This is a genomic window from Chthoniobacter sp., assembly GCF_040003245.1.
Lineage (GTDB): Bacteria > Verrucomicrobiota > Verrucomicrobiia > Chthoniobacterales > Chthoniobacteraceae > Chthoniobacter.
This window is the reverse complement of record NZ_JBDUCX010000048.1, coordinates 22128-33063: the sequence shown is the minus strand read 5'-3', so window position 1 is coordinate 33063 and position 10936 is coordinate 22128. Positions and strand designations below refer to the sequence as shown.

The following is a 10936-nucleotide window of genomic DNA, read 5'->3' as shown; positions in this document are numbered from 1 at the left end:
GATCGAGGAGAGAGAACTGCCGGTAGCCGGGGCTTTCGAGCCCTGGAAAACAAGAAACGTCGCTCCGCGACGGGCGCTCTCGTGATGGGGTTCCGGGGTCCGAAGACGGTTTCCGCTCTCGCTTTTGCCTTGGCTAACTCGGCAACGGCAGCGGCAGATCGCTGTAGTCGAGTTGGTCTTCGTTCTTGCGTGTGGGAGGAGGAAGGGCCCGCGTGCGCTGGCGGATGTTGCGGTCGCTGCGCATTTCCATGGGTGAGGTGCGCTCGGCGACCGCGGGGGCGGGTTGCAATTTTTCGTTGGCGACGTATCCGGCGACGCCGTTGTCCGTGATCACTTTCGAATAACCGAGTTCCCGCTTGAGCAGGGTGACGGCGGCGCCCTTGGGGAGTTGGAAATCGGGGCCGGAGGATTGCTCGGTCACAAAGTTCGAGGCGGTGTGATCGGCGAAGCCGATATCCTGGGCTGGGCCGTTCTTGTAGAATTCGGCGAACGGGGTGGAGACGACGAAGCGACTGCCCATCGGCACTGGGTCCGTGGCACAGCCGGTGATGACGGCTAGCGCGCAACCGGCGACGAGCAGGCGGGCAGCATGGAGCGGGAGCGTCATACTCCTGAATCGGCGCTCGTCCCCGGTGCGGATTGCGCCATCGCCAGAAACCGCAGAATGGCACTGCGGCCGGCCAGGAGAAATCGACGAGACGATGTCGCTTGCGTGGTACATGAGAACGACCGAGCTGTAGGTTAATATCGTCGCACAAAAGCGCGCTGCAACTGGCAGATGCGATTACCGATCTGAGCCCATGAAAACTGAAAGACCCCATCCCGAAGAACTCGATCTCGCCATTCCCGACATGGATTCCGAAACCGCCGAGCTGGCGGTGAAAGCATCGCTGGAACAGTTGCCCGGCGTAATTAGTGTCCGGCTACTCGAGCGCGGCGCTTTCGCCCGCTACAATCCGAACGTGATCAACAAGGACCAGATCTGCATTGCCGTGCGGCAGGCTGGTTACCGCGCGAGCATCTTCCAGGATTCGAAGAGCGGGCAGACGGGGCTGTCCTCGCAATAGCAGGGGTGGGGAAAAACGCAGAGACGCAGAGGGGTGGAGGCAGAACATCCAACATCGAACGCCCAACATCCAATGGCGCAAGCGCATCGTAGAGCGCGCCAATGGATGTTTGACCGGAATTTTTGATCACGGAATCTCCATGATACCTCCGGCGTCCAAACTCTTATTCCACCGAGTGGGATGAGGGCGTGAGCTCGCGCTCGGCGAAATCCTTGAAGCGCTCGAGGTCTTCCTCCAGTTCGCGTTGTGGGTCGGTCCCGAAGAGTCTGGCGAGGGTGAGGGCGGCGGTGCCGCCGATGGGGAGCAATTCGATGCAGACTTTCACGTAGGTGGCGGAATCGGAAAATGCCTCGAACCGGACGGAGCCGGCGTTTTGCAGATTGGCGCCGTGGACCGATTGCCAGGCGATCAATTCATTCTCGTGTTCGTTGATGATCTCGGCGTCCCATTCGAGGGCGGGCCCGAGCGGGCCGCGCGCCACCCAGTGCGAGTGCCAGGCGTCCACCGCCTCGACGGTTTCAACGTGGCGGAGGATGCGCGGTAGTTGCTCGATGTTGCGCCAAAATTGGTAGAGCTCCGGGGCCGGGCAGCGCACGGCCACGGTGTATTCGATCTTCAATCCGCGATTGCCGGGCACGCCATCCCGTTGCCTCTGGTCGAGGCGATCGACGCCCAAATGGCGGTAGAGGGCGCAATGCCCGGTGGCACCCCGGAGCAGGAAGGCCGTGCCGGTGCCGACCAGCACCGCGCGGGACGTTCCGCGACGCAACAGCCCGGCGGTGATCAATGCGCCCCCGGCCACGATCGAGCCGAGGCGCTCGGTGAGGCCGAGGTTCAGTGGCCAGCGAGTGAGTCCAACGAGTTTCCGCAGAGGTTGAAGGGACGTGCTCATATTAGCTCGGATTCGCAGCGGCGGGGGTGGGCGGATTGGTTTTAAGGCGGGGCTTTTGGTGGAGGGGCGGTGAGATGGGACGTAGGGGAAGAATGGGAGTAACGGGATCGCCGCGCGAAAGCACGAATTCTGACCGGGCCAGCCGGCTCCGGTGAGGCGAGGATTGTGGTGAAATTTCCTTGCCCCATTTTCAGATGCGGCCATATTTCCCGCCCTGTCGATGGGGGTATAGCTCAGTTGGTAGAGCGCTTCGTTCGCAATGAAGAGGCCAGGGGTTCGAATCCCCTTACCTCCACCATCCGCAGGCTTTGGGGGCAACCTTCCGCGCGGGAGCCTCAGGCTTTAGCCGACAGGGTTGACATCTTCCATCCGCAGCGGTGTCCGCTGGGACTTTGCGCGGCGCATCACGGTGCGGGCGAGCCGATGGGAAGGGGCTTCGACCAGCGCGTAGAAGACCGCGCTCAGGCCGAGGACGGACACCATTTCAGCGATCCACCAGAGCCAGCCGGAACCGGTGAAGTGGCTTTCCAGAAGCAGTTTGGCGAGCTGATGGAGGAGGTAGATGGAGAAGGTGAGCCCGCCGAGCCATTCCAAGGGACGGCAGGCGGCGTGCTCGCGATACCAGCCGATTTCGATGGTGAGCCAGAAATAGGTGAAGCCGGCGAAGACTTGGAGGGAGACGAGGAAGGACACGCGAGAATGCAGCATCGCGAGGTAGCAGGCGGAGGCCAGGCCCCACGCGGCGAGCCGAGAGGTCCAGAGCCGGGTGGGGGAGACGCGGGTTTCCGAGGTTGTCTGGGCGACGCGCTCGGCGAGCAGGCAACCGAGAATCCAGCAGGGCAGACCGGCGAGCCAGGTCCAACGGCCGGCGGCGAAGAGGGCCTGCCATTCCGGGCCGAAGGCGTAGCCCGCGGTGACGATGGCGGCGGCGATGTACGCGCAGAGGAGGACGAAAATGACGGAGCTGCGGGCGAAGGCAGCGCGCAGGAATGGATAGAGGAAGTAGTAAATGATTTCGCACCAGATGCTCCACAGGATGAGTGTGAGCGCGGCTTCCGAATGATGCAGCAAGCGGAGCAGAAGCAGGTAAGCGCCCGTGGGGATGAGGATGCGCGCGGCGCGGCCCAGGAGAAACGGTCCGGCGGCAAAGCGGCGGCCGGAGGCGTAGGGCAGATGAATGCAGAAGCCGGAAATGACAAAGAAGGCGATGACGGCCGCCTGGCCATTGAATGCGGCGTCGTAGAGGCCCAGAATGATGCGGCCGGATGGTGTGTCCCGGCTGAGGCCGTGGAAAAGAGGCGGGCCTTGGAAGTGAAAGAAAACCACCGCCAGCGCGCAGAAGAAGCGGATTGTATCGAGACCCGCAATGCGCGGAGGCTGGCGGCTCGGCAGGGCGCTCATCGTTTCAGGTCAGCCGCGCACCTGGCGAAACGATCTCGGGGAACGATAACGCCGCGCCGGTCAGCGTGGGCGGATGAGACAGCGCGAGGGAGCGCCGTCGCCCTTGTGAAACTTGATCGGGAGGCAGATGAGATCGTATTTGCCGGGCTTCACCTTGGAGAGATCGAGCCCCTCGATGATCCACATCTCGGCGCCGAGCAGTACGTGGTGCGTTTCGATGCCGTCCTTGTAGAATCCGCCGACGCTGAGGTAATCGACGCCCACGGTCTGCACGCCGCAGTCCACGAGATATTGCGCGCCTTCCTTGGAAATGTAGACGAAGTCCTTGTCGAACTCGGGCTTCTTCCAGCTCTTCGCCGAGTTGCGGGTCTTGAAGAGCAGGCGCTCGCCTTTCTTCGGCTTCAACTTCTTGAGCTCCGCCGGCGTGATGGCGGTCTTGTCCTTGATCTCCACGACGCGACACTCGCCGATGACGGCGTCCCATGGCAGGTCGTCCATCGTCTTGGCGCCATGCAGGAAATGCAGCGGCGCGTCCATGTGCGTGCCGGTGTGAGAGTTGAAATTGATCGCCGACACGTTGCAGACATCGCCCTTGCCGGTGCCGAGGTGCATGGTGACGAAGGTCGGCGGGTTGCCGGGCCAGCCGTGCATGCTGTTGCTGAGTGGGACGGAGATGTCGATCCAGGAATTCTTGCTCATAAAATGGGTGTGGGCGCTGCCGCGGATCAGGAGAACTCGATGACGTTTTTGATGCCCGTGGCCTTGCCGACGAGCAGCTCGCGATGGGCGTCGATCTTGTGGCGGCCGGTGATCAGTGCGTTGACGGCCTTCGGCCAGCGCTTCTGGAATTCACCGAGGTCGCGAATCGCGTCCGCGAAATCCTGCGGGCTGGCATTGACCGTGCCGATGATGGCCTGGTTCTTCAGCGTGATGTGGCGCATGATGTTGTCCGCGAAGACCGGGATGGGTCCTTTTTCCGCGGGAATGCCGGTGAGGATGTAGACGCCATTAATGCCGAGCACGCGCATGACATCGAAGGTGAGGTGGCCTTCGCCGACGGCCTCGTAAATGAGATCGATGTTGCCGATGTGCTTGGCGAGATCGTCGGCGGACACTTCCTGGTTGGAGATGTATTCGGCACCGATCTGCGCGGCGATGTCGGCCTTGAAGTTCGGCTTGGGCGAGCGCGAGTAGATGAAGACGCGGAAGCCCTCGATGAGCAATTTCATCGCGCCGAGCAGGCCGATGGGGCCGGCGCCGAGCACCACGGCATTGAGCCCGTGGCCGCGGCCCTGGCCGTCGCGATTGTCATGCTCCCAAGTGAGGCGCTTTTGCACCTGCCAGGCTTGGGTGAGGCCTTTTTCGGCGATGGTGAGGGGCTCGGCCATCACGGCGAGATCGCGCAGGTCTTGCGGCACAGGTGTGAGATAGATGTCTTCCTCGACGAAGCGCTCGGTCATGTAACCGTGCCGCTGGTTGATCCCGCGCTCGGTGAATTTCCACGTGACGCAAAAGTCCTGGCGACCTTCGCGACACGGGCGGCAGGCGGGGTCGTTGCAGGGGCGGCGCACGCTGGGGACCACGAGATCGCCGGGCTGAAATTTCTTCACCGCCGAGCCGACCTCGATCACTTCGCCGAGGCATTCGTGGCCGAGGAGCAGGTAATCGCCGCCGGCTGGTGGCTGGCCATAGGCGAAGGTGCAGATTTCCCGGTCGGTGCCGCACACGCCCACTTCGAGCGTGCGAATCTTGATTTCGTTGGGCGCCGCGATGGACGGCTCGGGATGGTCGATCACGCGCAATTCCTTGTCTTTCGGAACGACGCCGACGCCTTTCATGGTATTGGATTTCATCAATCTTGCGGGAAAAAGTGGTGATCCCGAGACGCGGAGGGCCAAGGGAGCGGGGAAAACAGCATATCGCCTGCATGTTCCGCGAGAACAAATTTTTTCTACGTAATGGCCTTGCGGGCGCGCATCAGGGCTTGGCAGCCGGTGCGCTTTTCTGCACGTATAGCCGCAACCCCCATTTTCCCCCTGAAAAGCGCCCTTCAGACCCTGCTTCCAGTCATCGCCTGCGGCTTCTGTCTCGCCGGCTCCATCGCGGCGGCCTTTTCCCGGGAACCAGCCAAAGAAGAATCCTCCATGCACCAAGAAGTTTTCGGAAAAACGCACGACGGCGAGACCGTCGAACTTTACACGCTGACGAATGCCGCCGGGCTGAAAGCAAAATTGACCACCTGGGGGGCGTGCCTGGTGGAGATGGATGTGCCCGACCGCGGTGGGGCGATGCGCGATATCACGCTCGGCTTCGATATGCTCGACGGCTACCTCGGGGCGCACCCGCACTTCGGCGTGACCACCGGGCGCTTTGCGAATCGCATCGCGCGCGGGCACTTCACGCTCGATGGCGTCACCTACACGCTCGGCTTGAACGATGAGCCGAACCATCTCCACGGCGGCGTCACGGGCTTTCATCATCGCAACTGGAAGGGGGAAGCGGTGAAGGGCGCGAACGCGGTGCGATTCACCTATACCAGCGCGGATGGCGAAGAGGGCTACCCGGGCACGTTGCAAGTGGCGATCACCTACACGCTCACGGAGAAGAGCGAACTGCGGCTCGACTACGAAGCGACGACGGACAAACCGACCATTTTGAATCTTACCAATCACGCCTACTGGAATCTTGCGGGCGCCGGCGAAGGAGACATCCTTGGTCACGAGGTGCGGCTGCATGCCAGTCACTACACCGCCGTGGATGCGACCGGGATTCCGACCGGCAAGATCGAACCGGTGGCCGGCGGGCCGATGGATTTCACGACGGCGAAGCCGCTCGCCAAAGACTACGCGCAGATGATCGGCGAGCCGGGCGGCTACGATCACAATTTCATCATCGACCAGCCGCAGCCGAACGCGATGACCCTGGCCGCGGAAGTCTACGAGCCGAAGAGCGGACGCGTGATGACGGTCTCGACCACCGAACCCGGCATCCAACTCTACACGGGCAACTTTCTCAATCGCTCGGTCATCGGCAAAAGCGGGATCGTGTATCGGAAGAACTACGGTTTTTGCCTCGAGACACAGCACTATCCCGATTCGCCGAATCATCCCGATTTTCCGAGCACGGTCCTGCGTCCCGGGCAGACCTTCCGTTCTACGACGGTGCACCAGTTCTCGGTGAAGTAGCTCGTTAGCTGAAAATCGCCCTGGCGACCTGGCCGTGCACGTCGGTCAGGCGGAAGTCGCGGCCTTGGAAGCGGTAGGTGAGCTTCTCGTGATCGAAGCCGAGCAGGTGCAGGATCGTGGCGTGCAGATCGTGGACGTGAACCTTGTTCTCCACCACGCCGAAGCCGAGTTCATCGGTCGCGCCGTAAAGCAGTCCGGGCTTCACGCCGCCGCCGGCGAGCCACATGGTGAAGGCATCGACGTGATGATCGCGTCCGATGCTGGCGCGGTTTTCGCCCATCGGCGTGCGGCCAAATTCGCCGCCCCAAATGACGAGCGTGTCCTCGAGCATGCCGCGCTGCTTGAGATCCAGCACCAGCGCCGCGCTGGCCCGGTCCACCTCCGCGCAGACCTTTTCGAAGTCGCCGTTGAGGTTCTCGCCCGGGCCGCCGTGGCTGTCCCAATTCGTGTGGTAGAGCTGCACGAAACGGACGTCGCGCTCGGCAAGGCGCCGCGCGAGGAGGCAGTTCGCCGCGAAGGAAGGTACGCCCGGTTTCACGCCATAGAGTTCCAGCGTCTCGGGTTTTTCCTGCGAGAGATCCATCAGCTCCGGTGCGCTGGTCTGCATGCGAAACGCCATCTCGTAGGAGTTGATGCGCGTCATGATTTCCGGGTCGCCGGTTTCATCGAGCCGGGCGTGATTGAGCGCGCCGACGGTGTCGTAAAAGGCGCGCTCCTTTTCGCGCGTCTGCCCCTCGGGGCTGTGCAGATAGAGGATCGGGTCGCCCTTGCCGCGAAACGGCACGCCCTGGTACGACGTGGGCAGGAAGCCGCTGCTCCAGAGCGTCGAGCCGCCGCGCGGCCCGCGCGGTCCGCTTTGCAGCACGACGAAGCCGGGCAGATCGCGCGACTCGCTGCCCAGCCCGTAGGTCGTCCACGCGCCCATGGCGGGGCGTCCTGGCGCCTGAAAGCCGGTGTTCATGAAGAGCTTTGCCGGAGCGTGATTGAAGACATCGGTGCTCACGCCGCGCAGCCAGCAGACCTCGTCCACGATCTGGCGGTGATGCGGGAAAAGCTCACTCACCGTCATGCCGTTTTGGCCGCAGGTTTCGAATTTCCGCTGCGAGCCGAGCAACGTCTCGTTGCCCTTGAGGAAGGCGAAGCGCTTGCCTTCCATGAGACTGGGCGGTGGCGGCTGGCCTTGCAGTTCACGCAGCTTCGGCTTGTCGTCGAAGAGGTCGAGTTGCGACGGTCCCCCGGCCATGAAGAGATAGATGACGCGCTTCGCTTTCGGCGCGAAGTGCGGCGCACGCGGCGCCAGCGGATGGGCCAGATCGATGACGGGGCCGCCCGGCACGGCCCAGCCGGTCTCCGCGAGAAGCTGCTGCAAGGCGAGCGCGCCGAGGCCCACGCCGCATTTGCCGAAGAAATGGCGGCGGGTGATGTCGCGGAGCTGAAGATCGTGCGGGTTCATTCGCGGGTGATGAAGTTGTCGGTGTTGAAAAGCACGCGCACGATGGCGGCGAGATCGTTGCCCTTGGCGGCGTAGCCGCGGAGCACGGAAAGCTCACTGGCGGAGGGCTCGCGGCTGAGGCAGAGCGCGAAAGCGCGGCGCAAACGCGCGTCGGCATCGTCGCCCGCGACCTCTTTCTCCACCCGCGCTGCGACGCCCTGGGCAAGTTCGAGAAAGACGGGATCATTGGCCACGTTGAGCGCTTGCAGCGGCGTGTTCGAGCGGGCGCGCCGCGTGCAGACATTCGAGAAATCCGGCGAGTCGAAAGTGGTGAGCAACGGATAGGGCGCGCTTCGATAGAATTGCGTGTAAAGCCCGCGCCGGAAGCGATTGCCGTCGGTGTCATCTTTCCATTTCTTGCCGGTCTGGGTGAAGGAATAGACTCCGGCGGGCTGGGGTGGGTGCACGCTGGGGCCGCCGATGGTCGCATCCAGCAGGCCGCTCGCAGAGAGCGCCGTATCCCGCACCACCTCGCCTTCTACGCGCACCCGCTCCTGCCGGGCGAGGAGCAGATTGCGCGGATCCTTCTCGAGCAGATCGGGCCGCGCCTGCGAGCTCTGCCGATAGGTGGCGCTGGTGACGATGAGCCGGTGCATCCTTTTCATCGACCAGCCCTGGCGCACGAACTCGCGGGCCAGCCAGTCGAGCAATTCCGGGTTGGTCGGGCCGCTGCCTTGCGTGCCGAAATCTTCCTCCGTCTCCACGATGCCGCGGCCGAAGTAGCGCATCCAGACGCGGTTCATGGTCACGCGCGGGGTCAGCGGATTGTCCGGGCTCACCAGCCAGCGGGCGAGGTCGAGGCGGTTGCGGAATTCCGTGGGTGGCGCGCGAAAGGCGGCGCTGACCGCAGTGATCACGCCGGGCTGGAGCGGGCCATTCTTCTCGTCGGGCCGGGTGTAATCGCCGCGCAGCAACAGGTAATTCGGGCGCGGCTGGGCGAGGTCCTGCATGATCATCAGATCCACCACATCGCCGTCCACCGGCTTCGCTTTGGCCGCTTTGGCATTCGGAAAGGCCTTCGCGTAAGCAGCCGCGAGGAGCTTCTTCTGGCCTTCCTCGCGGGTGGGTTCGGAGATGTTCAGCGCCTGGAGCAAGTCGCTCGGGGCCTGCTCCGGCGGCAGCTTCTGCAACCGGATGAGTTCCTTCCGTTCCCATTGTTCCTGGGTCGGCGTCTTCTTCGGAAAGCGCAGTGACTGAATCTCCGCGCTGGTGGGCTGCACCGGCTGGCCGAAGACTTCGCCCCGCGCGACCTCGACCGTGGCGCCCTTGGAGTTGATGTCCTCGCCCTGGTTGAAGAAGGCAAGGAACTGATAAAACTCACGCTGCGAGATGGGATCGAACTTGTGCGAGTGGCATTGCGCGCAGCCCACGGTGAGCCCCAGCCAGACCGCGCCCGTGGTATTCACGCGATCGATGGCGCTCTCCACGCGGAATTGCTCCGGCTTCGTGCCGCCCTCCTCGTTGATCATCGTGTTGCGATGGAAGGCGGTGGCGATGAGCTGGTTCTTCGTCGGCTTGGGCAAAAGATCGCCGGCCAGTTGCTCGATGGTGAACCGATCAAAAGGCAGATCGTCGTTGAGCGACTTGATCACCCAGTCGCGATACGGCCACATGGCGCGGGCGCTATCGATGGAGTAGCCGTTGGAGTCCGCGTAACGCGCCTGGTCCAGCCAATGCCGGCCCCAACGCTCGCCGTAGTGCGGATTGGCGAGGGTGCGGTCGACGAGTTTCTCGTAGGCATCGGGCGCCGGGTCGGCGACGAATGCCGCGACTTCCTCGGGCGTGGGCAGCAGTCCCAGTAGATCGAGCGATACGCGGCGGATCAGCGTCGCGCGGTCGGCCTCCGGCGATGGCTGGATACGCTCACGCTCGAGGCGGGCGAGGATGTATTGATCGATCGGATTCCGGACCCAAGCGCGGTTGCGCACGGTCGGAGGTGGCGCGGAATTCAGCGGCAGGAATGCCCAGTGGCCTTCGTACTCCGCGCCTTGCTCGATCCAGCGGCGGAGGGTGGCGATCTGCTCGACCGTCAGTGGCGCTTTCTTCGCCTTGGGTGGCGGCATGATCTCGTCCTTGTCGTGCGTAAGGATGCGGGTCAGCAGTTCGCTCTCATCCGGCTTGCCGGGGACGATGGCGTGTCCGCTATCGTGCTCGGCGAGCGCATTCTCGCGGATATCGAGCCGCAGCTTGGCCTCGCGCTTCTTTTCATCCGGGCCGTGGCAGTAGAAGCAGTTGTTGGAAAGGATCGGCCGGACGTCGCGGTTATACGAAGGCTTGTCCGGGATGGCCGCCGAAGCCGTCAGGACCCGCGCGAGCAGCACGGGAATGCAGAGGGTAAGAGTTCGGGCGGGGGGCCACAACATGGCCCGCAAAGTGGCCGAGAGCGGCCTCCCCGGCAATTCCGCGTTTGCGTAACCGGACTACGGCCGCTTGCCCATGATCATGCGGTAGATCAGCAGGATGATCATCGCGCCGATGACGGAGCCGATAAAGCCGGCCTGCTGTCCGATCTCATAGAAGCCCAGGAGGTGCCCGAGATAAGTGCCGAAGGCCGCGCCGGCGACGCCGAGGAGCATCGTGATGATGCACCCGCCGGGATCGCGGCCAGGCATGAGGAATTTGGCGATGACCCCGATGAGGAGGCCGATGATGAGAACTCCGAGGAAATGCATACGGGATGTTATCGCATGCGCGTCTCGAGTCGGCGGTAAAAGTCGTCGGTGCGGTCGTGAAGGGTGCGCTGGTGGAGGGGAGTAAAGCGGAACTAACGCAAATAATAGACAATAAAAGCCGTCAACAAACCGTAGTGTTGGGATGTAAACGCAATCAAATGGCATTAAACGCGCAAAATTCTATTGCCTGTACTTGAGGCACCAGGTAGTCGCATTGCCTTAACGCA

General features: G+C 63.0%; 10 protein-coding genes and 1 tRNA gene. 3 read left to right on the top strand and 8 right to left on the bottom strand.

Translation table 11 applies throughout. The features are described 5' to 3' along the window. Window positions 1-133 precede the first annotated feature (133 nt). A complete protein-coding gene (locus ABJF10_RS08820; RefSeq protein WP_348544183.1) occupies window positions 134-607 on the bottom strand; it encodes a hypothetical protein in 474 nt (157 codons plus the stop codon). 193 nt (window positions 608-800) lie between these two features. On the opposite strand from ABJF10_RS08820, the gene ABJF10_RS08815 reads away from it, so the two are divergent. After that, window positions 801-1067, top strand: coding sequence for a hypothetical protein (locus ABJF10_RS08815; RefSeq protein WP_348544182.1), 267 nt, complete (start codon window positions 801-803; stop codon window positions 1065-1067). A gap of 163 nt (window positions 1068-1230) precedes the next feature. Here the strand turns inward: ABJF10_RS08815 and ABJF10_RS08810 are convergent, their stop codons facing one another. Beyond that, a complete protein-coding gene (locus ABJF10_RS08810; RefSeq protein ID WP_348544181.1) occupies window positions 1231-1959 on the bottom strand; it encodes a YgaP-like transmembrane domain in 729 nt (242 codons plus the stop codon). 222 nt (window positions 1960-2181) lie between these two features. Here ABJF10_RS08810 and ABJF10_RS08805 point away from each other — a divergent pair. After that, a tRNA-Ala gene (locus tag ABJF10_RS08805) sits at window positions 2182-2257 on the top strand. A 44-nt stretch (window positions 2258-2301) separates the two neighbouring features. Here ABJF10_RS08805 and ABJF10_RS08800 read toward each other — a convergent pair. The 3 genes from ABJF10_RS08800 to ABJF10_RS08790 are packed head-to-tail and all read right to left on the bottom strand — an operon-like array spanning window position 2302 to window position 5213. Beyond that, window positions 2302-3360: an acyltransferase gene (locus ABJF10_RS08800; protein WP_348544180.1), complete on the bottom strand. Its 1059-nt coding sequence runs from the start codon at window positions 3358-3360 to the stop codon at window positions 2302-2304. A gap of 60 nt (window positions 3361-3420) precedes the next feature. Beyond that, entirely contained in the window at window positions 3421-4059 is a 639-nt protein-coding gene (locus tag ABJF10_RS08795; RefSeq protein ID WP_348544179.1) for a cyclase family protein, read from the bottom strand. A gap of 26 nt (window positions 4060-4085) precedes the next feature. Continuing rightward, the gene (locus tag ABJF10_RS08790) at window positions 4086-5213 is read right to left on the bottom strand and encodes a glucose 1-dehydrogenase (RefSeq protein ID WP_348544178.1); all 1128 of its coding nucleotides are present in this window, start codon (window positions 5211-5213) and stop codon (window positions 4086-4088) included. 291 nt (window positions 5214-5504) lie between these two features. Between ABJF10_RS08790 and ABJF10_RS08785 the strand changes: the two genes are divergently transcribed. Next, window positions 5505-6545: an aldose epimerase family protein gene (locus ABJF10_RS08785; RefSeq protein WP_348544177.1), complete on the top strand. Its 1041-nt coding sequence runs from the start codon at window positions 5505-5507 to the stop codon at window positions 6543-6545. 4 nt (window positions 6546-6549) lie between these two features. On the opposite strand, the gene ABJF10_RS08780 is transcribed toward ABJF10_RS08785, so the two are convergent. Genes ABJF10_RS08780 through ABJF10_RS08770 form a run of 3 tightly spaced genes read right to left on the bottom strand, consistent with a single transcriptional unit; the run spans window position 6550 to window position 10709 of the window. Next, complete coding sequence (locus ABJF10_RS08780) at window positions 6550-7998, bottom strand: DUF1501 domain-containing protein (protein WP_348544176.1); 1449 nt, start codon at window positions 7996-7998, stop codon at window positions 6550-6552. Further along, window positions 7995-10400: a PSD1 and planctomycete cytochrome C domain-containing protein gene (locus ABJF10_RS08775; protein ID WP_348544175.1), complete on the bottom strand. Its 2406-nt coding sequence runs from the start codon at window positions 10398-10400 to the stop codon at window positions 7995-7997. The genes ABJF10_RS08780 and ABJF10_RS08775 overlap by 4 nt, the downstream gene beginning before the upstream one ends. A 57-nt stretch (window positions 10401-10457) precedes the next feature. After that, window positions 10458-10709 carry a GlsB/YeaQ/YmgE family stress response membrane protein gene (locus ABJF10_RS08770; protein WP_348544174.1) on the bottom strand — a complete coding sequence of 84 codons (252 nt, stop codon included), beginning with the start codon at window positions 10707-10709 and terminating at the stop codon, window positions 10458-10460. Window positions 10710-10936: the final 227 nt, after the last annotated feature.

Excerpts from the sequence above, each read along its gene's own strand:
- ABJF10_RS08820 (WP_348544183.1), bottom strand. The coding sequence starts at position 607 with ATGACGCTCCCGCTCCATGCTGCCCGCCTGCTCGTCGCCGGTTGCGCG.
- ABJF10_RS08815 (WP_348544182.1), top strand. The coding sequence starts at position 801 with ATGAAAACTGAAAGACCCCATCCCGAAGAACTCGATCTCGCCATTCCC.
- ABJF10_RS08810 (WP_348544181.1), bottom strand. The coding sequence starts at position 1,959 with ATGAGCACGTCCCTTCAACCTCTGCGGAAACTCGTTGGACTCACTCGC.
- ABJF10_RS08800 (WP_348544180.1), bottom strand. The coding sequence starts at position 3,360 with ATGAGCGCCCTGCCGAGCCGCCAGCCTCCGCGCATTGCGGGTCTCGAT.
- ABJF10_RS08795 (WP_348544179.1), bottom strand. The coding sequence starts at position 4,059 with ATGAGCAAGAATTCCTGGATCGACATCTCCGTCCCACTCAGCAACAGC.
- ABJF10_RS08790 (WP_348544178.1), bottom strand. The coding sequence starts at position 5,213 with ATGAAATCCAATACCATGAAAGGCGTCGGCGTCGTTCCGAAAGACAAG.
- ABJF10_RS08785 (WP_348544177.1), top strand. The coding sequence starts at position 5,505 with ATGCACCAAGAAGTTTTCGGAAAAACGCACGACGGCGAGACCGTCGAA.
- ABJF10_RS08780 (WP_348544176.1), bottom strand. The coding sequence starts at position 7,998 with ATGAACCCGCACGATCTTCAGCTCCGCGACATCACCCGCCGCCATTTC.
- ABJF10_RS08775 (WP_348544175.1), bottom strand. The coding sequence starts at position 10,400 with ATGTTGTGGCCCCCCGCCCGAACTCTTACCCTCTGCATTCCCGTGCTG.
- ABJF10_RS08770 (WP_348544174.1), bottom strand. The coding sequence starts at position 10,709 with ATGCATTTCCTCGGAGTTCTCATCATCGGCCTCCTCATCGGGGTCATC.